This window comes from Polynucleobacter wuianus (assembly GCF_001659725.1).
Lineage (GTDB): Bacteria > Pseudomonadota > Gammaproteobacteria > Burkholderiales > Burkholderiaceae > Polynucleobacter > Polynucleobacter wuianus.
Genome location: NZ_CP015922.1, coordinates 960532 through 982392 on the forward strand (window position 1 = coordinate 960532; position 21861 = coordinate 982392).

28 protein-coding genes and 2 tRNA genes are annotated in these 21861 nt (G+C 44.5%); 19 read left to right on the forward strand and 11 right to left on the reverse strand.

The annotated features are described in order from the left end of the window. Positions 1-21: 21 nt before the first annotated feature. From ppk2 (A8O14_RS05020) to A8O14_RS05035, 4 genes are read left to right on the forward strand one after another with little or no spacing between them, the layout of a single operon-like run. Complete coding sequence (gene ppk2, locus A8O14_RS05020) at positions 22-927, forward strand: polyphosphate kinase 2 (protein WP_068948520.1); 906 nt, start codon at positions 22-24, stop codon at positions 925-927. A 44-nt stretch (positions 928-971) separates the two neighbouring features. After that, complete coding sequence (locus tag A8O14_RS05025) at positions 972-1802, forward strand: hypothetical protein (protein ID WP_068948521.1); 831 nt, start codon at positions 972-974, stop codon at positions 1800-1802. Next, positions 1799-2365 carry a chromate transporter gene (locus A8O14_RS05030; RefSeq protein ID WP_068948522.1) on the forward strand — a complete coding sequence of 189 codons (567 nt, stop codon included), beginning with the start codon at positions 1799-1801 and terminating at the stop codon, positions 2363-2365. The genes A8O14_RS05025 and A8O14_RS05030 overlap by 4 nt, the downstream gene beginning before the upstream one ends. Then, a complete protein-coding gene (locus tag A8O14_RS05035; protein ID WP_068948523.1) occupies positions 2362-2895 on the forward strand; it encodes a chromate transporter in 534 nt (177 codons plus the stop codon). The genes A8O14_RS05030 and A8O14_RS05035 overlap by 4 nt, the downstream gene beginning before the upstream one ends. Here the strand turns inward: A8O14_RS05035 and A8O14_RS05040 are convergent. Further along, the gene (locus A8O14_RS05040; RefSeq protein ID WP_068948524.1) at positions 2892-4982 is read right to left on the reverse strand and encodes a TonB-dependent receptor; all 2091 of its coding nucleotides are present in this window, start codon (positions 4980-4982) and stop codon (positions 2892-2894) included. The two genes, A8O14_RS05035 and A8O14_RS05040, sit on opposite strands and share 4 nt — an antisense overlap. A 73-nt stretch (positions 4983-5055) precedes the next feature. Beyond that, positions 5056-5424, reverse strand: a complete 369-nt coding sequence (locus A8O14_RS05045) for a hypothetical protein (protein ID WP_068948525.1) — start codon at positions 5422-5424, stop codon at positions 5056-5058. A gap of 60 nt (positions 5425-5484) precedes the next feature. Between A8O14_RS05045 and A8O14_RS05050 the strand changes: the two genes are divergently transcribed. The 10 genes from A8O14_RS05050 (at position 5485) to A8O14_RS05095 (ending at position 11323) form a co-directional block, all read left to right on the forward strand. Next, positions 5485-5561, forward strand: a tRNA-Pro gene (locus A8O14_RS05050). Between the two features lie 42 nt (positions 5562-5603). Further along, a tRNA-Arg gene (locus A8O14_RS05055) sits at positions 5604-5680 on the forward strand. A gap of 160 nt (positions 5681-5840) precedes the next feature. Beyond that, positions 5841-6752 (forward strand): amino acid ABC transporter substrate-binding protein, encoded by a 912-nt coding sequence (locus tag A8O14_RS05060; protein ID WP_068948526.1) that lies wholly within the window; start codon positions 5841-5843, stop codon positions 6750-6752. Between the two features lie 48 nt (positions 6753-6800). Then, a complete protein-coding gene (locus A8O14_RS05065; protein ID WP_068948527.1) occupies positions 6801-7583 on the forward strand; it encodes an amino acid ABC transporter permease in 783 nt (260 codons plus the stop codon). A gap of 29 nt (positions 7584-7612) precedes the next feature. Continuing rightward, a complete protein-coding gene (locus A8O14_RS05070) occupies positions 7613-8284 on the forward strand; it encodes an amino acid ABC transporter permease (RefSeq protein WP_068948528.1) in 672 nt (223 codons plus the stop codon). A 32-nt stretch (positions 8285-8316) separates the two neighbouring features. Continuing rightward, positions 8317-9051 carry an amino acid ABC transporter ATP-binding protein gene (locus A8O14_RS05075; protein ID WP_068948529.1) on the forward strand — a complete coding sequence of 245 codons (735 nt, stop codon included), beginning with the start codon at positions 8317-8319 and terminating at the stop codon, positions 9049-9051. A 5-nt stretch (positions 9052-9056) separates the two neighbouring features. Further along, on the forward strand, positions 9057-9443 hold the full coding sequence (locus A8O14_RS05080; RefSeq protein ID WP_068948530.1) for a hypothetical protein: 387 nt from the start codon (positions 9057-9059) through the stop codon (positions 9441-9443). Positions 9444-9467: 24 nt separating this feature from the next. Further along, positions 9468-10151 (forward strand): DUF3313 family protein, encoded by a 684-nt coding sequence (locus A8O14_RS05085; RefSeq protein ID WP_068948531.1) that lies wholly within the window; start codon positions 9468-9470, stop codon positions 10149-10151. A gap of 9 nt (positions 10152-10160) precedes the next feature. Then, the gene (locus A8O14_RS05090) at positions 10161-10418 is read left to right on the forward strand and encodes an EF-hand domain-containing protein (RefSeq protein WP_068948532.1); all 258 of its coding nucleotides are present in this window, start codon (positions 10161-10163) and stop codon (positions 10416-10418) included. 11 nt (positions 10419-10429) lie between these two features. After that, the gene (locus tag A8O14_RS05095; RefSeq protein WP_068948533.1) at positions 10430-11323 is read left to right on the forward strand and encodes an alpha/beta fold hydrolase; all 894 of its coding nucleotides are present in this window, start codon (positions 10430-10432) and stop codon (positions 11321-11323) included. A gap of 6 nt (positions 11324-11329) precedes the next feature. Here the strand turns inward: A8O14_RS05095 and ppk2 (A8O14_RS05100) are convergent, their stop codons facing one another. Beyond that, positions 11330-12112 (reverse strand): polyphosphate kinase 2, encoded by a 783-nt coding sequence (gene ppk2, locus A8O14_RS05100; RefSeq protein WP_068948534.1) that lies wholly within the window; start codon positions 12110-12112, stop codon positions 11330-11332. A gap of 2 nt (positions 12113-12114) precedes the next feature. After that, positions 12115-12375, reverse strand: a complete 261-nt coding sequence (locus A8O14_RS05105; RefSeq protein ID WP_068948535.1) for a serine/threonine protein kinase — start codon at positions 12373-12375, stop codon at positions 12115-12117. 131 nt (positions 12376-12506) lie between these two features. On the opposite strand from A8O14_RS05105, the gene A8O14_RS05110 reads away from it, so the two are divergent. Further along, entirely contained in the window at positions 12507-13688 is a 1182-nt protein-coding gene (locus A8O14_RS05110; protein ID WP_068948536.1) for an MFS transporter, read from the forward strand. A gap of 39 nt (positions 13689-13727) precedes the next feature. Here the strand turns inward: A8O14_RS05110 and A8O14_RS05115 are convergent, their stop codons facing one another. The 4 genes from A8O14_RS05115 to wrbA all read right to left on the reverse strand — a co-directional run bounded on the left by A8O14_RS05115 (position 13728) and on the right by wrbA (position 16426). Further along, positions 13728-13913, reverse strand: a complete 186-nt coding sequence (locus A8O14_RS05115) for a hypothetical protein (RefSeq protein ID WP_015420997.1) — start codon at positions 13911-13913, stop codon at positions 13728-13730. A 97-nt stretch (positions 13914-14010) separates the two neighbouring features. Continuing rightward, positions 14011-15426 (reverse strand): FAD-binding oxidoreductase, encoded by a 1416-nt coding sequence (locus A8O14_RS05120; protein ID WP_068948537.1) that lies wholly within the window; start codon positions 15424-15426, stop codon positions 14011-14013. A 2-nt stretch (positions 15427-15428) separates the two neighbouring features. Beyond that, positions 15429-15818, reverse strand: a complete 390-nt coding sequence (locus A8O14_RS05125; protein WP_068948538.1) for a DUF2069 domain-containing protein — start codon at positions 15816-15818, stop codon at positions 15429-15431. Positions 15819-15823: 5 nt separating this feature from the next. After that, positions 15824-16426, reverse strand: a complete 603-nt coding sequence (gene wrbA / locus A8O14_RS05130; RefSeq protein WP_068948539.1) for an NAD(P)H:quinone oxidoreductase — start codon at positions 16424-16426, stop codon at positions 15824-15826. Between the two features lie 22 nt (positions 16427-16448). Between wrbA and A8O14_RS05135 the strand changes: the two genes are divergently transcribed. From A8O14_RS05135 to A8O14_RS05150, 4 genes are all read left to right on the forward strand, one after another. Then, positions 16449-17297 (forward strand): YhjD/YihY/BrkB family envelope integrity protein, encoded by an 849-nt coding sequence (locus A8O14_RS05135; protein ID WP_068948540.1) that lies wholly within the window; start codon positions 16449-16451, stop codon positions 17295-17297. A gap of 77 nt (positions 17298-17374) precedes the next feature. Then, positions 17375-17830, forward strand: a complete 456-nt coding sequence (locus tag A8O14_RS05140; RefSeq protein ID WP_068948541.1) for a CBS domain-containing protein — start codon at positions 17375-17377, stop codon at positions 17828-17830. Positions 17831-17873: 43 nt separating this feature from the next. Then, a complete protein-coding gene (aroC, locus tag A8O14_RS05145) occupies positions 17874-18989 on the forward strand; it encodes a chorismate synthase (protein WP_068948542.1) in 1116 nt (371 codons plus the stop codon). A gap of 13 nt (positions 18990-19002) precedes the next feature. Then, on the forward strand, positions 19003-20166 hold the full coding sequence (locus A8O14_RS05150; protein WP_068948543.1) for an MFS transporter: 1164 nt from the start codon (positions 19003-19005) through the stop codon (positions 20164-20166). Between the two features lie 10 nt (positions 20167-20176). On the opposite strand, the gene A8O14_RS05155 is transcribed toward A8O14_RS05150, so the two are convergent. From A8O14_RS05155 to A8O14_RS05165, 3 genes are read right to left on the reverse strand one after another with little or no spacing between them, the layout of a single operon-like run. Continuing rightward, positions 20177-20968: a peptidylprolyl isomerase gene (locus tag A8O14_RS05155; protein ID WP_068948544.1), complete on the reverse strand. Its 792-nt coding sequence runs from the start codon at positions 20966-20968 to the stop codon at positions 20177-20179. Between the two features lie 46 nt (positions 20969-21014). After that, positions 21015-21299, reverse strand: coding sequence for a BolA family protein (locus A8O14_RS05160; RefSeq protein WP_068948545.1), 285 nt, complete (start codon positions 21297-21299; stop codon positions 21015-21017). Next, positions 21296-21844 (reverse strand): septation protein A, encoded by a 549-nt coding sequence (locus A8O14_RS05165; protein WP_068948546.1) that lies wholly within the window; start codon positions 21842-21844, stop codon positions 21296-21298. Before A8O14_RS05165 ends, A8O14_RS05160 begins: the two co-directional genes overlap by 4 nt. Positions 21845-21861 lie beyond the last annotated feature (17 nt).

The window sequence follows — 21861 nt, forward strand, 5'->3', positions numbered from 1 at the left end:
GAGAAATCCAACGGAATTAATATGACCTCCAAGCATAAAGAGATGGCAGAGTGGTACCAGCGTGCTCAAGAAGAGATTCTTGACAGCATGGATGAAGAGCTCGAAATGGAGCTTGATGATGATCGCCTCTCTGCTGATGGTGATGCTGGCTCCCAAGTTTCTCGTAATGTGTACTTCAGGGAGCTCTTCAGATTACAGGGTGAACTTGTAAAGTTACAAGACTGGGTTGTGGCCAATAAAGTCAAAGTTGCTGTGCTATTTGAGGGCCGAGACTCAGCGGGTAAGGGCGGCGCTATTAAACGTATCACTCAGAGATTAAATCCACGTGTTTGTAAGGTTGTAGCTTTACCTGCACCAAACGAACGAGAGAAAACACAGTGGTATTTTCAAAGATACATCTCACATTTACCTGCTGGTGGCGAGATAGTCCTATTTGACCGTAGTTGGTATAACCGTGCGGGCGTTGAGAAGGTTATGGGATTCTGCACAGACCAAGAATATGAAGAGTTTTTGAGAACAGTTCCAGATCTAGAGCGCATGATGATTCGCTCGGGAGTTATTCTGATTAAGTACTGGTTCTCCATTTCCGATGATGAGCAGTACAACCGATTCATGATGCGCATCCATGACCCACTGAAGCAGTGGAAGTTGAGCCCTATGGATCTAGAGGCACGTCGTTTATGGGAGCAGTACACCAAGGCCAAGGAAACGATGCTCGAAAGAACGCATATTCCAGAAGCTCCTTGGTGGGTTGTGGCAGCAAATGATAAGAAAAAAGCACGTTTAAACTGCATTACCCACCTATTGAATCAAATTCCTTACAAGGAAATTGATCATCCAGTTATCACGTTGCCGGCTCGAGTTCATAATCCTGATTACTTGCGTGGACCAGTTCCACCAGAGATGTACGTTCCTGAGGTCTATTAAATCTTTCTGGATGGTGATAATCTCATTAAAAAGAAGGGGTTATTTTGAAAAAGATTCATCCATCAATTACCAACCGGGAATTCAAGCTGCTGATTAAGCCAAAAGGATTAGATCGTCGCAGTAAGATTACTGAGCTTAGCGAACAAATTCTTAAGTTCTGCAAGAAGAATAAGGTGGATTTTTTTCATCTTGATAATGCCAATACGGGCTTACGTAATGTTTATTTTTATGACACTCCGGGCGAAGAGTTTCGGCTAAATAATATTATTTTACGCGTAAGGGAGTCACGTCAAAATGTTTGGGTAGATGATTATGCTGAAGTCACACTGAAGTGTAGAACCCATGATATGAATAAAGCGTCTCAATTTAATCCTTCACCTCAAAAGAAAATTAAATCGCGAATACGCTTCAAAGAGGAAATACTACGAGGTGATGAGATCGGTTCACATCGTCAAATCTACTCAAATAATGCAATTTTGGACGCTGTTCCAATAGACGATCTTTTTGATAGATCCCTCAGTAGTGTAAGTAAATTTTTTCCAGGCCTTGCTAAGCTCTCTATTGATAAGAAATCTCCTTTACGAATTGTAGGAGGCTCAACCAATAAGATTCTTGAGGCTTGCTTGCCATTAGGAAATCTTGTTTTTGGGGATGGCGTTCAAGCGCACTGTGATATTGCTATTTGGATGAAAAGTGCTGGAGATCCTATAGTTGGCGAGCTAGCCTTTTCATATCGGGTAAATGATGAGAATCGTTCACCAATTAAGGCTCATAAGAGGGCAGACAAATTCTTTGAAAAGCTTCAGATCGAACTTTCTCAATGGCTTGAGATTGGTAGTACTAAAACTGCCTTAATTTATGGAAAGCCTGAATGAGTTTGGGCGAACCAAGTGCACAAGCTCTAGAGCCTACTCTTTATGAGCTCTTTATTCAGTTTTTAATCATTGGTGCAGTGAGTTTCGGCGGCGGAATCATTGCCTATGAACGAATTTTGCTTATTGATAAACGTAAATGGCTCAGTACGGATGAATTCATGGGTTTTTTGGCCATTAGTCAAACTATGCCTGGATTAAATTCAGTCAATCTAGCAGTGCTTGCGGGGGATCATTTGCGGGGCATTTGGGGTGCAGTGGTTTCTGTCATTGGTCTGATCATGCCAGGATCAGCATTTGTCTTGATTGTTGGTATTGCCTATACAAATAATAATGATCATCCTTTAGCCAACATGTTATTGACTGGAATAGCCGCTGGTGCCTGTGGTTTGTTAGCGGCCATCACATACCGAATCGGTGATCAACATTGGAAGCATCTTAAATCTCTGGTTATTATTGCATGCACCTTTGGTTTAATGAGTATTGCAAAGCTATCCTTGCCGATAGTGCTGTTGATCATGGCGCCAATTTCAATTTATTTATACAGGCCGAAATCAACAAGATGAGTTTAATAATACAACTCGTAGTTGCTTTCAGTCTTTTATCTATCCTGGCTGTTGGTGGTGGTACTGCCGTGTTGCCGGAGATGCAAACACTATTAGCCCAACAATTCCATATTGATCACACTCAATTTGTTCATATTTACAGTATTGGGCAAGTAGCGCCAGGACCAAACATGTTGATGGTTTTAATCATCGGCTTTAAGGTGGCGGGATTAGTCGGGGCGGGTGTTGTACTGATAGCATTTTTTGTGCCGTCTAGTATTTTATGTTTTTACGTAGGCCGGTTATGGGGTCATTTTGCTGATAACCCGTGGCGACGCTCCATTCAGGATGCGCTTGAGCCCATATCTATCGGGCTAATGTCATCTGGAGTTTATGCGGTAGCCAAGGCATCCATCATTAGCCCCATAACGTCTGTATTAGGATTACTCACTTTATACTTAATTTTTAAAACTAAGATTAATCCCGTATTCGTGATCTTGGGATCGGGTATGCTCAGCTTTATTTATCTTCGGTACTTAAAATTTCTTTAAAACGCCGCTCTAACACCGACCATTAGACTTCTTCCAGATTGGGGTGCATAGAGTCTCACAGCCATCGGTGATGTTGCATAACGAATCTCTTCATTCAGGAGATTCTTCAGGGACAGGTAGCCAGTCCAATTGATTTTACCAATACGCTCTGTATATGACAGGTTGGCATTTAAGAGGTTGTAACTAGGGGTGGGTCCAATCTCCCAGCTTGCTAATCTATTTTGTTGATAGCTGTAGATATAGGTCGCGCTGGTTAACCAACCCTCTCGTTGATAAGCCAATTCTGTGCCCAGTCTTGGCGCTGGTTGAAGTGGCAAGTTGCCGCCGGCATTAAAGCTACCTTGTAAAACATCGCCAAATACACGACCACCAATACCTGTTTGGTTCCAGTTATACGTCAGCTCACCTTCAGCACCCCGAATATTGGCATTGGCCTGCGATGCTTGTACAACTGAAAAGTTATCATTCGTCGCACTGTATGAGCCTGTATAGAAACCATAGATGTAGTTCGTGAATTGATTACGATACAAGCTCACTTTGCTACGAATGAGCCCTAATGTTTTTTGAAAGCTTAGCTCAATATTATGGGAAGTCTCTGTGCCTAAATTTGAATTACCAATATCAAATGTTGCTGTAGAGTCATGCGGGCCATACGAGTAAAGCTCCTGTGGTGTTGGTGCTCTTTGTGAAACCGTATACGCTAGACCTATGCCATAACCTCTTGTGACATCAACCATACCTCCAGCGGAGTAGGACATCAAATTAAATTGTCGGTTTTGAATAGTTGGTGGTCCGTAACTATTAGGCTGAAAGCCTTGAGAACCTGGGTTCGGAAATTGAGTTGCTGAATTGGGGTTCTGGGCAGCATAGTTATAGCGAGCACCTAGATTAGTCTTTAATGCTCCGTATCGACCTTCCTCAACCCAAAATAATGCGCTTGAATTGGATTTTGTTTGTGGAACGATTGCATAGTTATTAGTGCTGAGATCTATTGCATTTAATGTTGATCCAGTGAGTTGCGCACCAATGACACCTCGAGATCCTAGTAATTCTTTATGGGCCAGTTCTAGGCGTGCCTCAGTGGCGGTATTGTTCCATTGCGTTGAGGCAACACCATTATTGGTAAATTCTGTATGTTGATAGTTTGTATTAGCAGCGCTGACTTTAATTGATGAGAAACCATCAAAAGGATCATTCGTTTGATGGGCAAAGTCATATCGATTTTGAGATTGCTGAATAAAGCCACCTTCAGCAGTGGGTATGCCATAGTTGTGGTTCATACGCTCTAAAGAAATGCCGGTATAACCATCAGACCTTAAATAGGATGCTCCAAGCCCAAGGCTATTCTGGTTACTATAAGAGAAGGGCAGTTTTCCGCTATAAGGAATGTTTACTGGTGGCGCAGTCGGATTAATTGCCCAGTTCGCATTAGGTCCGCCTTGTTCAGCATACCCAGGAATACGGTAATTATTCGAATTACTGATTGTGGAGTCTAGATGCAATGCAAGCGGTCCTGCAGGCCCATCTAACTCAAGGTTGCCAGTTTTGCCTTGGTTAGCAGTTTCATAGCTGGTATTAATTGCTCCCGATAGTGCATCAGGCATTGAAGTCACAATGCGATCATTAACCACGTTAACCAGGCCGCCACTAGAGCCAGAACCATACATGAGTGCAGAGGCACCGCGCAGAATTTCAATCTGATGGGTGTTTTGCATTGGATTTGCAACAGCATGGTCGGCTGAAATGCTCGATACATCACCCACAGATAAACCGTTTTGCAAAATCTGAACCCGCGCACCTTCTAATCCGCGGATAACAGGCCTAGACGCACCAGCACCATAGCCAGTTGCAGACACACCCAATTCATTTGCAAGGGTTGCACCAAGGGTGCCGCTGAGTTTATTTTGCAGCTCATCACCAGAAAGCACCTTATTTGGCGATAAGAATCCCTGCCCATCATCGCGAACGCCACTGACATTTAATTGCAAAGCTGGCTCAGCATCACTTTGCGACCATGCAAGATTACTCAGCAATATTGCCAGCAATATCAATACTAATTTCTGAAGGGGGTAATGCCTGTGTTTCATATTTCATCCAAGATCACCAAAAATGGTGACGATTAAAACGGGGTATGCCTGACCGAATCGGCTGGCACTAGTCTTAAAGGATGAGGGTGGGTGGAGCGCGGGATTGATAAGCCGATGGAGCGGCTTGCTCGAAAACAAAATGAAGTGGGAAATCAAATATAGGTTTAGCAAGCTCAGCAGCCATAGTCTGCGTAGATGCATCAGGAATAAAACCGGCTAAGGTTAAGGCATCAAAAAGATGGCATGTGTCTGAACTATGACTGAATGTAGATGCAATTTCACTGGAGGAAGCCTGGGTAACAGCCTGCTGTTGAACCGTTACATGTGAAATGCTGTGGGCAAAGCCAATCGAGTGGGTTCCAATCATGCAAACCAAGAGCAAAGCGACTGCTAAAGTAGCTTGAATTTGCTTTGTGAATCTGCTGGAAAAATAGGCAACCATGCCTCGAATCTTACAGGATTTGCCTCAAATAGCCCTGTCGGTGTAGAATATTGATTCCGTCGGAGTGTAGCGCAGCCTGGTAGCGCACCTGCTTTGGGAGCAGGGGGTCCAAGGTTCGAATCCTTGTACTCCGACCACTTACTCTATTAGTTGTTTCAATCAGTCCCAGTGCACTCATACTGCCTATAGCTCAGCTGGATAGAGCAACGCCCTTCTAAGGCGTAGGTCGCACGTTCGAATCGTGCTGGGCAGGCCAAATTCTCCAATACCCTAGTTTTAGCCTACTTAGAAGACTAATCCTCTAAAAAAGCCTCAAAAGCGGTATTTAATACGCCTTTACCCATCATAAATTTGCTATAAATGCAGATGTGGCAGTTTTGCCAAACCTTTATAGAAGTAGAAAACAGGAGAAAACGATGAAGAGCAAATCTTTGATTAAAGCAGGCCTGGTCGCTGGTCTATTTATTAGCGCTATCAGTGCACAAGCTGCAAGCGCTACGATGGACAAAATTAAATCTACCGGTGCTGTCACTATGGGTGTGCGCGAATCATCTATTCCGATGTCGTATACAACTGGTGACAGCCGTTTTGACGGTTACCACGTTGAAGTTTGCCGCATGATCTTGGGTGATATTAAGGACAAGCTCGGCATGAGCACTTTGCGAATCAACTATCAGCCAGTAACTTCACAGAACCGTGTACCTTTGGTGCAAAACGGCACAGTAGATATTGAGTGCGGTACAACCACGAATAATACGGCTCGCGCAAAAGACGTTGGCTTTGCCAATACCTTGTATGTTGAAGAAGTGCGCATTGCAGTAAAGGCAAACTCTGGTATTACTTCGATTGCACAACTTAATGGTAAGAAAGTCGCTACTACAACAGGTACAACATCTGTTCAGCTATTACGTAAGCATGAGAGAGCAAATGGCGTGAACTTTGATGAAGTATTTGGTAAAGACCATGCTGACAGTTTCTTATTGCTTGAGTCTGGTCGTGCTGATGCATTCGTAATGGATGGCTCAATTCTGGCAGGTAATATCGCTAACTCTAAAAATCCAAAAGATTACAAGATTGTTGGTGAAGTGCTGAGCACTGAACCTATCGCCATCATGGTTCGTAAAGATGATCCAGAATTTAAAGCTGCCGTTAATGCTGCGATCGCGAAGATTGTTGCAAATGGCAAAATGCCTGGCTTGTGGAACAAGTGGTTCTTGGCTCCTATCCCCCCAAAGAATATTGTCGTTGGACTTGAGTTATCACCAGCAACTAAAAATGCTTGGGCAAACTTGAACGATAAACCTGCCGAAGACTACAACAAGAAGTAATTGAGATCGCCGATAAACAGTTCAGTAAATATCTAAGCGATTGGATTTATGGATTTAGGAATCTTTTGTAAAAGTACCTTAGATGGAGAAGTGGTTGATCACTGCTTCTCCGCTTTATTAGGGATTGGTCAAAATGCTGACCCTAGCTATCTAGACTGGCTTATGAAAGCCTGGGGCTGGACCCTGGCTGTGGCAGGGCTCGGTTTGCTGATTGCTTTAACGCTTGGCGCTGTCATGGGTACCTTGCGAACATTGCCTCCCGAGACTGCGCTTAATCGTTTTCTGGTGCGTTTTTCTACCGCCTGGGTTGAGCTCTTTAGAAATATTCCGATCTTGGTACAAGTTTTTCTTTGGTATCACGTCATCCCCGCATTCATTCCACCATTAAAGGCCTTTCCATCCTATTTATTGGTCAGTATTGCACTGGGCTTCTTCACCTCGGCGCGGATTGCTGAACAGGTGAGGGCAGGTATTCAATCATTACCTTCTGGTCAAAAAGCTGCAGCAACAGCATTGGGCTTAACGACTTTTCAGAGCTATCGTTACATTATCTTACCAATGGCATTGCGTATCGTCATCCCACCCCTGACATCAGAGAGCATGAACCTCATTAAGAATTCATCCGTAGCATTTGCGGTATCTGTTCCAGAGCTCACATTATTTGCGATGCAAGCACAAGAAGAAACCTCTCACGGTGTTGAGATATACCTCGCAGTGACATTACTTTATGCATTATCTGCATTTGCGATCAATCGGGTGATGGCACATATTGAAAAGCGTTCCCGCATTCCCGGATTCATTGTTGCCAATACAGAAGCGGCGGCTCACTAAATGAATCGAATTAATCATTTCATGGTGACATCATGCTGAGCCTAGACCTCAGTTTTTATAACTGGGAACTCTTCACCAACTACATCATGAAGGGCATGTTGTTTAGTGTGCAGCTGACGGTGATTGCTACCGTTGGTGGAATCCTGTTTGGTACTTTCTTGGCCTTGATGCGTTTGTCAGGCAAGCCAAGCCTGGCCTATCCAGCAACGATTTACGTCAACACCATGCGCTCCATTCCCTTGGTCATGGTAATTCTCTGGTTCTTCTTATTAATTCCGATGTTGATTGGTCGCCCGATAGGTGCAGACTTATCAGCAACGATTACCTTTATTGCATTTGAAGGCGCATTCTTCTCTGAGATTGTGCGAGCTGGTATTCAGTCAGTGCCAAAAGGTCAGGGCTATGCAGCCCAGGCATTAGGTATGACATACGGTCAGAACATGCGCTTTATTGTCTTGCCGCAAGCCTTTAGAAACATGATTCCGGTCTTTATGACGCAGACCATCATCTTGTTTCAAGATACCTCCTTGGTTTATGCAATCGGCGCCTATGACTTACTAAAGGGCTTTGAAATTGCCGGTAAGAACTATGGTCGCCCAATGGAGACCTATATCTTGGCTGCTTTTACGTATTTCATTATTTGCTTCTCGCTTTCAAAAATCGTGAGAAAAGTCCAATCCAAAGTAGCAATCATTCGCTAATTCTTTTTAATGCACACTATTTCTAAATCATCATGATTGAACTTCAAAACGTTTCGAAGTGGTACGGCGACTTTCAGGTCCTTACTGATTGCAGCACCTCTATTCAAAAAGGCGAGGTCGTTGTAATTTGTGGGCCGTCTGGTTCTGGTAAATCAACGCTGATCAAGACGATTAACGCTCTAGAACCATTTCAGGCTGGTGAGATCATTGTTGATGGCATTCGTTTGCATGACTCCAAAACTAATCTTCCTAAGTTAAGAGCAAGGGTAGGGATGGTATTCCAACACTTTGAACTCTTTCCGCATCTGAGCATTACTGAGAACCTCACTTTGGCTCAAATGAAGGTGCTTGGCCGTTCGGCTGATGAGGCCAAGACCCACGGCCTTAAATATTTAGAGCGTGTTGGTTTGATTACTCATAAGGATAAGTTTCCGGGCCAACTGTCAGGCGGTCAACAGCAGCGCGTGGCGATTGCACGAGCTTTGAGTATGGATCCGATTGTGATGCTCTTTGATGAGCCAACCTCTGCGCTCGACCCAGAAATGGTGGGTGAAGTATTGGATGTCATGGTTAAACTGGCCAATGAAGGCATGACCATGTGCTGCGTGACCCATGAAATGGGATTTGCACGCAAGGTGAGTAACCGTGTCATTTTCATGGATCAAGGTCGCATTCTCGAGGACTGCAGCAAAGATGAATTCTTCGGCAATCCAGATGCTAGATCGCATCGTGCTAAAGATTTTCTCTCAAAGATTTTGGCTCACTAAAACTTATGCGCTCAAATACCAGGCTATACATTGTTACGATACTTGGTAGCTTGATGCTCTCAGCCTGTACGGTCACTAAATTAGAGGCTAGACTTGAAGCAAATCCGCAATGTAAGGATGTAATCAATCCAAAGACTGGTGCTGTAATGCCATGTCCAGGAACGGATAAATCGTTTTATCGTTCAGTGGGTTTAGAGCCAGCCAAACCAGCTCCAGCCGCTGTCTCTACTGGTACCGCAGTCTTAGCTGTAGATGCTCCAGTCAATCCAAATTCATCCACGCCATCATCGGCAGCAAAGACATCATCAGTTACAACTTCACCTCAAACCGATTGCAAACCTCAGCTTCATAAAAAAACCGGTGGCATGTTGCCATGTCCATCACCAGACTAATGTGCATCACTTAAAGAAGGCATCATGCGTAAATTCCATTTTGTAGCAGCATCACTATCAGCAGCTGTTCTGCTGGCCGCTTGTAGTAACACACCAAAGCTTGCTTCTGAGCCAATGCCAAGATCTGGCTTTTTGCCAAATTACTCTGTGTTGGTGCCAATGGCCACCAGTCAATCCGATGTTCGCATTTGGAGATACCGTGTTTCAGGTGTTAATCCTTCCGCGTATACAGCGGTAATATTGGATCCCATTTACCTAAATCAGAGTGCGACAAAAGAGGTCAGTGCTGAGGCGATTTCTCAAGCGCAAATCACCTTGCAAGACTCAATGGTGGCAGCAGTCAATTCTCGTGGAAATATTCGTATTGTGAATGCCCCTGGACCTGGTGTTGCTCGCATTACCGTTGGTATCACCGGTGCTGAAAGTCAGGCCGATAGTCTTCAGCCCTGGAACTTCACCCCAATTGGTTTGGCAGCCAATGCTGCAGCTTATGCAGGAGGCGTAAATTCAAAAACTCCAGCTTTGTTGGTCGAAAGCAAAATTACCGATAGTCAATCTAAGGAGTTATTAGGAGAGGGTTTAGTCACTATTCAAGGTGAATCGTTTAGAACAGGTTCTGGTTCAGTGAATTCATTTATTGAAATGGCCAAAAAAGTGGTTCTCGTAGCAATGGAAACTTCTACCAACCCAACTCCTACCGGACGATAAGGATTGAACATGAAAGTAATCTTTACACTCTTAGTTTTGACAGTTGCAATATTGTTGACGCCAATCTCGGCTATCGCTGACGATGCCACCAAGAATCAAGAGATTGCTCAGCGCTTTGCTAAATGCGATGCCAATCATGACGGCAAGCTAACTAAAGCTGAGGCTAAAGGGTGCATGCCACGCATCTATGATCATTTCAGCTACATTGATTCTGGCAATAAGGGATATTTGACGGTAGCTGAAATTCAAGCAGTTGCTGATCGTTAAGCAAGACAAATATGGCAGTTCCTTTACCGGGCTTTGAGCAAATACTCATCACTGTTACATCAGATGATGGTCCGATTGAAATTGCATGCCAGGTGGGCGGCACTGGTCCAGCATTACTCCTTTTGCATGGATTTCCTCAAACTAAAGCTATATGGCATCAGGTTGCCCCAGCACTAGCCAAGCACTACACAGTGGTTACTGCAGATTTACGAGGTTACGGCGCATCATCCAAGCCTCATGGCAAGCCTGACCATACAACATACTCAAAACGCGCTATGGCAGCCGACCAAGTTGCGCTCATGAAAGCTTTAGGTCATGAACAATTTTTTCTCTTGGGGCATGATCGTGGTGGACGAGTTTCACATCGCATGGCGATGGACCACCCAGGTAGCATTCAGAAGTTGATGGTCTTAGATATTTCTCCAACACTGTGCATGTATGAAAACACAACCATGGAGTTTGCAAAAGGTTACTGGCATTGGTTCTTTTTAATTCAGCCAGAACCAGTCCCGGAAACCATGATTGGTGCCAATCCTGAATACTGGTTAAAGAATCATATGGGTCGACATGCGGGGACTGGGATATTCACCCCTGATCGCTGGTTGGAATATTTAGCAGGCGCTAGTAATCCGCAGAGTATGCATGCGATGTGTGAAGATTATCGTGCGGCGGCTACGATTGATTTAGTTCATGATCGGGCTGATCGCGAAGCTGGGAAGATTCTCCAAATGCCACTACACGTTCTTTGGGGTGAGCATGGGCTGGTGAATAAGTGCTTTAAACCTTTAGACGACTGGAAAAAGGTAGCAAATGAGGTCTCCGGCAAATCTGTGCCATGCGGTCATTACATCCCCGAAGAGATGCCGGAACTAGTAGTTGCTGAGGCTATGCAATTCTTTTCTTAAGATCGCTTAAGGCGCTACCTTTGGCAGCTTTTTACCAAGCGGAGGGCATGGCATCACAATTTCTGCATCTATCTTCAAAAGCTTTTTATCTTTATTTGGATAGCTGATTCTGCTTAACAAATCTCGAATCAGATTAAGGTGGGTCAGTTTTTTGTTATTAGCATGAACTACTGTCCAGGGCGCATCGGCAGAGCTCGTTTTTTTCAGCATGAGGTCTCTAGCTACACTATAAGCTTTCCATTGTTTTTGAGCCTGCTCATCTATTGGACTAATTTTCCATTGTTTTAATGGGTCAGTTTTTCTGCTCTCCAAGCGCTTTGCTTGTTCCTTTTTATCAATATCTAAATAGTATTTAATAATTTGAATTCCAGAGCTGACCAATAAGCCCTCAAACTCATTTACCGAATCCATAAATAGCTTGTACTGAAGGTCTGTGCAAAACCCCATCACCCTCTCAACTCCAGCTCGGTTGTACCAGCTACGATTGAAGAGAATGATTTCACCAGAGGAGGGGAGTTCAGCTACATAACGTTGAAAGTACCACTCTCCAGATTCGCGCGTAGTAGGTATGCCAAGAGCAACAACGTGGGTTTCGCGTGGACTTAGGTGTTCGGTTATGCACTTAATAGTGCCATCCTTACCCGCAGTATCACGCCCCTCCAAAATAATGAGAAGTTTTGACCCGCTAGAGATAATTTGACGTTGGACCTTTACTAACTCTATTTGCAAAAGTCTTAGCTCTGCCTCGTAATTAGAATCCTGAAATTCTAATTTTTGGACCTTTGCCATACTCAAGATTGCGATTCAGCGGCGGGATTTGGCGTAGACGGTTTTTTCTTCACCACAGGTTTTTTTCTAGGAACTTTCTTTGTAGGCGCCTTCTTGACGGTTTCTTTCTTAACTACCTTTTTCTTGGCCCCAATTTTTTTAGTAGCCTCTTTCTCTTCTAGCTTATCAAGGGCTTTGGCAAGCTTGTCGATTAACTTCTCGCGGTCGGACTCTAGCTTGTCGAGTTTTTTCATTAACTGCTTTACTAATTTCTTTTGACTCATGTCTTTTCCTGTGTCTTTTCTTTAAATATGTGAACAAGTTGATCCTACGATGTATCGCCGACGGATTCAAGCAATTGTGACAAAGCAAGGCTATTTTCTTTATCTTGAAATTGATGCTAAATTGATTCGTCATGTTTAAAACACTCTTTTCACTTCCAAGGACTGTTTGGTTGATCGGGCTTATTAGCTTCGTTAATGACTCCGCTAGTGAAATGCTGTATCCCTTGATGCCCTTGTACTTAGCCTCAGTCTTGATGGTTGGGCCTAAAGCACTTGGCATCATTGAAGGGGTAGCAGAAGCCACTTCAAGCCTCTTTAAGCTCGTATCGGGGGTGATAGTGGATAGAACCAAGAAAACTAAACCATGGATTGTCTTTGGCTACATGTTGGCCGGGCTAGGAAGACCCCTCATTGCTTTGGCTAATTCATGGTTACTTGTTTTAATGATTCGATTTACTGATAGATTGGGGAAGGGTCTTAGAAGTTCGCCACGCGATGCACTTCTTGCTGAAAGTGTCTCCGCCAATCAAAGAGGCATTACTTTTGGCCTACATCGCTCAATGGATAATGCTGGCGCAGTTGTAGGTCCCATTTTGGCAGCCCTCTTAATTTCACAAGATGTACCTATTCGTGAAATCTTCTTTTGGGCGATTATTCCGGGCGTGCTTACTGTTGCTCTTGCGCTTTGTTTGAAAGAGCCTAAGCGGGATGCCAGCAAAACTCCCTCTAAATTTACTTGGTCGATGAAGGGTCTCCCCCCTGAATTCAAACGCTATATCTTAGTTGTCGCTCTTTTCGCTTTGAGTAATTCATCTGACATGTTTTTATTGCTTAGGGCCAGGGAGCTTGGAGTTTCGCAAGAACATATTCCGCTACTTTGGGCGACGATCTCCTTAATTACAACTATTTTTGGAACACCGCTGTCAGCCCTTTCAGATCGATTTAGTCGTAGAAACTTTATTGCAATAGCCTGGGCTGCATATGCACTGATTTACGCAGGAATGGGCTATACAAGCCTTACGGTTTCTTGGCTTTTTGGATTATTTGCACTCTATGGATTATTTAAAGCTGCAACTGAGGGGGTTGAGAAGGCATTGGTTGCTGATTTAGCGCCAAGTGGATTAACTGGAACTGCTTTTGGATGGTTCAATTTGAGCTCAGGAATAATGTTGCTTCCTGCCTCATTGATATTTGGGTGGCTATACGAAATTAGTGGCCCAACGGCAGCGTTCCTTTTCTCTGGAGCTTGTGCCGCTGTTGCGGTCATTCTGCTAGTTTTTTGGGTATATAGGCCCCAAAAACAAAAAACCTAAATAAATCAAATATTTAGGTTTTATTATTAATGTAAAAGTTTATTCTGGATGGAAGTTGTTGCTTGCCATAAAGCTGATGGTGCGCTCAAAACCAAGAATGCGGATATAGCGCCAAGCAATATCGCGGTATTTGCTATCTAGGTAGCCAATAGCGACTTCAGGCGTCCTTTTGGACAAGTCGATCTGTTGAATTGCACGGGCCCAACGTTTGAGTCTTGTTGACATATTTGTCACCTCCATGGGCATACAACGCCTCACAAAGAGCTCGAGATGACAGGAATAACTAAAATTTTTCTAAAAAGAGGAAAAAATATGAAATTTCCTAAATCGAGACCACTTTGTGGGGATTGAGGATATTTTGGGGGTCTAGAGCCCTTTTTAAGGTTTTCATGAGCTCATGGGCAACTTCACCCTTGTGCGCTCTTAAACCCTCCAATTTAAGCTGTCCAACGCCGTGTTCAGCAGAAATAGAACCTTGGCAACGTTCAACCTGGGCATAAACCAGTTCATGAATAGGCTTTTCGTTTGTCAGGTTAAAAGCTTTATGGTCGACACCTATAGGAGGGGCAATGTTGTAGTGCAGGTTGCCATCACCTAAGTGGCCAAAATTGATGATTCGAACGCCGGGAAATTTAGCCCTTACTAAGGCATCAGTTTCCTCGATGAAGCTCTCTAGGGCTGAAAGAGGGATAGTGATGTCATGTTTGAGGTTGGCGCCTTCCTCAGCCTGCGCGAGGGTAATGTGCTCACGCATATGCCAAAAAGTATTCGCTTGAGCTAGATTATTGGCAATCACCGCATCCGTAATCAAGCTCGCTTCAAATGCCTCCTCCAGAATTGTTTCTAGAAGTTGTCTCACGTGCGCTTCACTTTCATGATCGGATAATTCAATCAAGACGGTGTAGGGCGGATTACCTTTTAAGGGATTCGCCATCTGCGGGAAATGCTTTTCATTGAGATCCAAGGATTCTTGAGTCATCATCTCAAAGCCTGTGAGCAATGAAGTGGCGCGCTTCTGAAATAAGTTTAGTAGCGTAATGGTTGAGACTACGCTGTCTGCAGCGACTAAGGTAGTCCATTGAGAAATCGGTAGTGGATATAGCTTCATGACGGCAGCCGTAATGATTCCTAGGGTGCCCTCAGAGCCAATAAAAAGGTCGCGTAAGTCGTACCCAGTATTGTCCTTACGTAGACCCTTTAAACCATTCCAAATCTCGCCTTTGGCTGTTACCACCTCCAGCCCAAGACAGAGATCGCGGGTATTGCCATAGCGCAATACATTGGTTCCCCCAGCATTGGTAGCCAAGTTACCACCGATCATGCAGCTACCCTCAGCACCAAGACTTAATGGAAATAAGAAGTCTTGTGCAGCAGCTTTTTCTTGGATGGCTTGCAAAATGCAACCGGCTTCAACAGTGATGGTTTGGTTGGCAACATCAATTTCACGGATGGTATTCATCCGCTTGAGATTGAGAACAATCTGCTTCCCGCTGGAGTCAGGCGTGGCGCCACCACAAAATCCGGTATGGCCACCTTGAGGAACTACTGCAACTTGATTGATCGCACATAGTCTAATTATCTGGGCTACTTCTTGAGCTGTTCTTGGCAAGACAACCGCTAGTGCTTTACCGGTATAGCGCTTGCGCCAATCAGTAAGGTAAGGGTTCTTATCTTGATCCTCAGTCAGAATGTATTTCTGATCAAGAACTTGATGTAGTTGCTCTAGAAAAATTTGCATTACTAATCAGCTTGTAGCTTTTGCTTAGCCAAGGCTTTAGCTTCTTTTTTAATCGGCTTGAGATAAATCAATAAGCAAATAAAACCGATTGTTGCCAAAATCGTCTCCAGCAGCGCCATCCAAAAGTTAGCACCGGTTTCTAAAATGCGTACTAGGCCTTCGGTGATATAAAGCAATATCAGCATCGAAGCCCACTGCATGGTGTAGACCTTGCCTTTCCAGATGCCTGGAATAGCAAACAACAAAGGCACGCCCTTCAGAATTAGCCATGAACCGCCAGGACGCAGTGGTGAGATAAACCATTCCCAAGCAATACAGAGTATAAAAAGATCAATAAAAGCCGCTGTTACCAGCAGTTGATAAGGATTTTTTTCTAGAATCTTTTGGTACATATTGTTTACGCTTTCATCAGCTTGAGAGCGGTTTCTGCCAAGCGTTTACCTTGGGCCTTTGCTAAGCGTTGCTCTTCTGCGCTAATGGAGGCTCGCCCATCGGCATGAGCAAGATGGGTGACACCATAAGGGCTACCACCAGTAGCAGATGACATTAAATCAGGCTCGCTATAAGGCAAACCAATAATCATCATGCCGTGATGAAGTAATGGAATCATCATGGTAAGCAGGGTACTTTCTTGACCGCCATGCATGCTGCCCGTACTGGTAAATACGCATGCAGGTTTGCCGATCAAGGCGCCACTTAACCATTGAGATGAACTGCCGTCCCAAAAATATTTCATTGGAGCGGCCATATTGCCAAACCGAGTGGGGGAGCCTAATGCCAAGCCGATGCATTCCTGTAGATCAGAATACTCAACATACGGGGCGCCTTCAGCAGGAACCGCTGGTTCGCTAGATTCACAGACCGTAGATACTGCAGGAACAGTTCTGAGACGGGCATTGACTCCTGAAACACTCTCAATCCCCTCGGCAATCAGGCGAGCCAAATCCCTGGTTGCACCATAACGGGAGTAGTACAAAACTAAAATATCGTGTTGGCTCATATTCTTCTCTTATGATAAGGCGATGCGCTTATTTCGTAACCCCCAATTATGGCTCTCTCTGGCTAAAGAGATCTGGGAGGGCAATCGTGACCAAAAACTGAACCAAATAGCAGCCAGCTTGGCGTACACGACGATTTTGTCGCTAGTTCCGATGGTCACCATTGCAACTATCTTAATAGGTTACCTACCCAGAGTCATTCAGGTGAAGAACGCCTTCAAAACATGGCTTTTAGAGACCTATATGCCTGGGGGCATCAACCAGCAAGTTTTTATTTATTTAGATCAATTTTCTGCTCAAGCCAGAGGATTAACCCTTTTAGGTTTGGCTGGTTTGTTTGTTACTGCCGTCATGACCTTGGCTGTGATTGAGGGTGCTTTCAATCAAATTTTTAAAGTGCAAGAAAGAAGGCCTCTACATAAAAAGATTGCAATCTATGGTTCGGCAACGATCTTGGGGCCAATTCTGCTGGGTATAGGAATTTATCTTAGTGGCGTACTGTTCAGCGCTTCAGAAGGATGGACCGAAGCCATTTCCTTTGGATTTAGTGTGATTGCAACAGTTGCGCCAATCTTGCTGGCTATTGTTGTCTATACCGTCGTTTACAAAATCCTGCCGTATTCACAAATTCTATGGAAGGATGCTTTTTTTGGTGCGTTCTTTGCAGCCATGAGTTTCGAGCTGATGAAGTTTGGCTACGCGATCTTTCTAACCCACACCGCCTTCTACAAGACCGTTTACGGTGCCTTTGCTATTTTCCCCTTAGCCCTTTTATGGATCTACCTTACGTGGTGGATTACCTTGGCAGGAGCAGTCCTTGTGGCCAACCTTCCCAGCATTAGAAGTGGCGTCATTAGGGTTATTCGTTACTAAAACCTGCCTCTAAACCCTTGATTCAAGGGTTGCTTGGGTCTATATTGAAGCTATAAATTCATTGCTTTGGAGACCAAATGAAAGTTCGTGACATTTTGCGCGTGAAGGGCAGCACATTATTTACGGTTGCCCCTGAGACTGCATTGCAGACTGCCGTATTAGTGATGAGCGAACATGACATTGGTTCTCTGGTGGTAATGGAATACGACAAGCTCGTTGGCATTCTCACTTTCCGCGAGGTGATTTCCGCATTAGCTAAGCACCATGGAAAATTGGATGGCTTGCAAGTTCGCTCTGTGATGAACCAAAAACCACTTACATGCAATATGGAAACTGAAATTGATGAAGTGCGTCGCATGATGCTCGTCGACCACGCTCGCTATCTCCCAGTTGTTGATCAAAAGATGTTGATGGGCGTGATCTCTTTTTACGACGTTGCTAAATCCGTTGTTGAAGCACAAGATTTTGAGAACACCATGCTCAAGGCCTACATTCGAGATTGGCCTGAAGATGCAGAAAAGACTGCAAATTAAGCGTTTCTAGCCCAATATTCCTGACAAATGACATAATGTCGATATGTCAGGAAATACTTTAGGCCTTCTTTTTACTGTTACCACTTTTGGTGAATCTCATGGTCCGGCAATCGGAGCTGTGGTCGATGGCTGCCCTCCAGGCATGCTCCTCAGTGAAGCTGACCTACAAACTGACCTGGATCGTCGTAAACCAGGTACCTCTCGTCACGTTACCCAACGCAAAGAAGAAGACAAAGTTGAGATTTTGTCCGGCGTTTTTGAGGGCAAGACTACTGGTGCGCCAATTGGTCTGTTAATTCGCAATACTGATCAACGTAGCCAAGACTACGGTGATATTCTCCAAACTTTCCGCCCTGGTCATGCGGATTACGCTTATCACCATAAATATGGTTTGCGTGATCCTCGTGGTGGTGGTCGTTCTTCTGCACGCCTAACCGCACCGGTTGTGGCTGCAGCAGCTATCGCCAAAAAATGGCTCAATCAACAATATGGCACTGAGTTTTATGGCTATATGAGCCAGCTTGGTGAAATTGAGATTCCATTTGTGGATGCATCTCAGATTGAACAAAATCCATTCTTTGCGGCGAATGCGCAAATCATTCCGCAATTAGAAAGTTATATGGATGAACTGCGTAAAGCAGGGGATTCTTGTGGCGCTAAGATTGAAGTTCGCGCACGTAATGTTCCGATTGGTCTTGGCGAGCCGCTATTTGACAAGTTAGATGCAGATATTGCGCATGCCATGATGGGTATTAACGCGGTTAAAGGTGTTGAGATTGGCGCTGGCTTTAAATCCGTTGCTCAACGTGGCAGTGAGCATGGTGATGAGCTTTTTTCGGATGGCTTTGCAACAAATAATGCTGGTGGCACTCTGGGTGGCATTAGTACTGGTCAAGATCTTCGTGTTTCCATTGCAATCAAGCCTACGTCCAGCATCATGAGTCCGAAGCAATCAATTGATCTTGATGGCAAGCCGATTACCGTACAAACCAAGGGTCGCCACGATCCTTGTGTTGGTATTCGTGCAACTCCAATTGCAGAGGCAATGTTGGCTTTGGTGTTGATGGATCATGCACTGCGCCACCGAGCACAATGTGCCGATGTGAAAGTGGACGTTGCGCCAATTCCAGCAGCTCGTCCAGGTTCAAAACGCGACTAATTAGAAGATCTAGATGACGCCTGTGCTTCGCTGGGCCTTCGGGTCCTTTTTCTTTTTATATTTTGCATATGTTGGCTTAGTTTCTCCATACGCAAGTCTGTTCTTTTTAGAACGCGGCTTTAATGTCATTGAGATTGCAGTACTCATGTCCATGCTGCAAATTACCCGCATTGTCGGACCCTTTAGCTGGGGTTGGTTATCAGACTATTTATCTAACCGCATTGGCATCATCAGGGTGTGCGCTTGCCTAGCTGCATTAGTATTTTTATGCATCTTCTTCTTGCATAGCTACATCAGCTTTTTCATTTGGATGTTTGTATTGCACACCATCCTGAGTAGTCAAATGCCTCTAGGCGAGACTGCAACTATCCATGCCTTATACAAGGATAATTCTTTTGATAAACGCTACGGTCGCTTAAGGCTATGGGGTTCTATAGGCTTTATTACGATGGTGCTAGTTGCTGGTGAACTATTTCAGCGCAAAGGAATTGAGCTTTATCCCTATGTAGGCGTGGTTGTTTTATCAGCATTGGCCCTGATTACTTTTTGCTTGCATGAGCCAAGGATGGAACGACGCAAAATGGTTAAGGGCGAATTACTTGTTGTCCTATTCAATCCAGATGTGCGTTGGTTTTTAGTATCTGGCTTTTTCATGATCTTTGCGCATGCCTCCTTATATGTGTTCTATTCACTCTATTTGGCTGACCTGGGCTATAACAAGTTTCAGATCGGACTCTTTTGGGCTCTAGGAGTAGCTGCGGAAGTTCTGTTCTTTTACTTCCAAAATAAAGTGCTAAGCCGATTAGATGCCGAAGTAGTGCTACAAGGCGCCTTTGGCATCGGCGTGATTCGGTTTATTTTGATTGCATTCTTACCGATTACATCTGTATTGATTGTGGCGCAACTCATGCACGCCGCAACGTTTGCCGCGCATCACAGTGCAGCCACTAAATTATTGCAACGTTGGTTTACTGGGCCCCTGCAGGCGAGGGGGCAAGCCATCATGGCCACAGTGTCTTATGGCTTAGGCGGAACTATTGGTGGTTTATGTGCTGGTTGGATCTGGGATCTATCGCAACCAAGAGATGTTTTTGTGATGTCCGCATTTGCTTGCGGACTGGCAGGTATGGCGATTCAAAAGATGAGGCCTCGCCGCTACCCAGCCAGAAAAGATTAATTCACTACGATTACTGAATTTTTGCTTTAGCGCGCAACTTTTGCATCATCTCTGAAAACTTTGCCTTTTGCCAATTTTGATCAGAAGCAATCATTTGTTTTAGTTGGGCTTTAAGCTCTTCAAAGCTAGGCGCTTTCATATCACGAGAATCTATCATCTTGATAACATGCCAACCAAACTGAGACTTCACCGGTTTATCAGTGACTTGACCTGGCTTGAGTTGCACCATCGCCTTAGAAAACTCAGGCACCAACGACTTTTCAGTGACCCAGCCCAAGTCACCACCGCTTGGGGCAGAGCCGGGATCTTTGGATTTGGCTTTAGCAATCTCTTCAAAATTACCACCAGCCTTCAATTGAGCAATGATAGCTTTAGCATCAGCCTCCTTCTCAACCAGAATATGCTCAACATGGTATTCCTTGCCGGTGTATTGGGCTTTAACAGACTCATAGGCTGCTTTTAGCTCGGCTTCAGTAACGCCTTCTTTTTCAACATAATCTTCAAAAACAGCGGCGACCAAAATGCCCACACGGGATTGCTCTAACTGTTCACGTACAGATTCTTTTTGAATCACGCCACGCTTATCGGCTTCTTGAAGGATCAGTTCTTTAGTAACAAGCATCTCGCGAGCTTGATCCCGCACTTGAGGGTTATCAGGCTGACCTGATTTTTGAACGAGCTTATCCAGTTGTGTTTTAGGAATGGCTTTGCCATTCACAATCACTGCGTTTTGTGCAAAGCATGGCGCTGAAATGAGAGTAGCAGCAACGCTCACGGAAATAAGAAGACGGGTTTTTAACATGATGACAATCGATTAAAAGTAATGAACATCTAGAGTGTAAAGCAGGCTATAAGCCGGCCTCCTCGGGGGTTAGGGCGGAAATCGTTAAAGCATGAATTTCTTTAGGAATATGGCGGTTTAGAGCAGCATAAATTGCTCGATGACGGGCTACAGAGTTCATCCCCTCAAACTCCGGGGCAACAATGCTCAACTTAAAGTGGCCGCCACCACTTGCTGCGCCCGCATGACCGGCGTGAAGGTGGCTTTCATCCTCAATCAAGAGTTTTTTGATGGCAAAGGCCTTGGCCAAGTCTTCTTGAAATAGCGCAATACGCTCTTGATTGATGCTCATTCCTGCGGATGCTCCATGTGCCTAGACAACCAAATACCTTGAATGATCACAAATGCAATCAACAATCCTGTGCTACCGAAGAGCTTGAAGTTGACCCAGGTCTCTTCAGAATACTCGAAGGCGATATAAAGATTGAGGGCGCCCATGAAGAAAAAGAATCCAGACCAAGCAAGATTGAGCTGACGCCACACAGAGTGTGAATGCTCAGCTTTGAGGGTAACTTGTTTGCCCATTAGAACCTGAATCCAGTTTTTATTAAAAAACTGCGCGCTGATAACTAGAGCACCAGAGAAAAGCCAGTAAAGTGCGGTTGGCTTTAACTGAATAAATGTTTTGTCATGCAAGAAGATAGTAAGGCTTCCGAAGACCACGATCATCACTAGACTCACCCATTGCATGGCATCAATCTTGCGGTGACGGTAATACACCCATAAGATTTGGCCAATAGTCGCAACCATAGCTACGATAGTCGCCGTGTAGATATCGCCAAGCTTGAAGGCAATAAAGAACAGGATGATGGGGAAGAGATCAAATAAAAATTTCATAAGCGGATTATCCAACT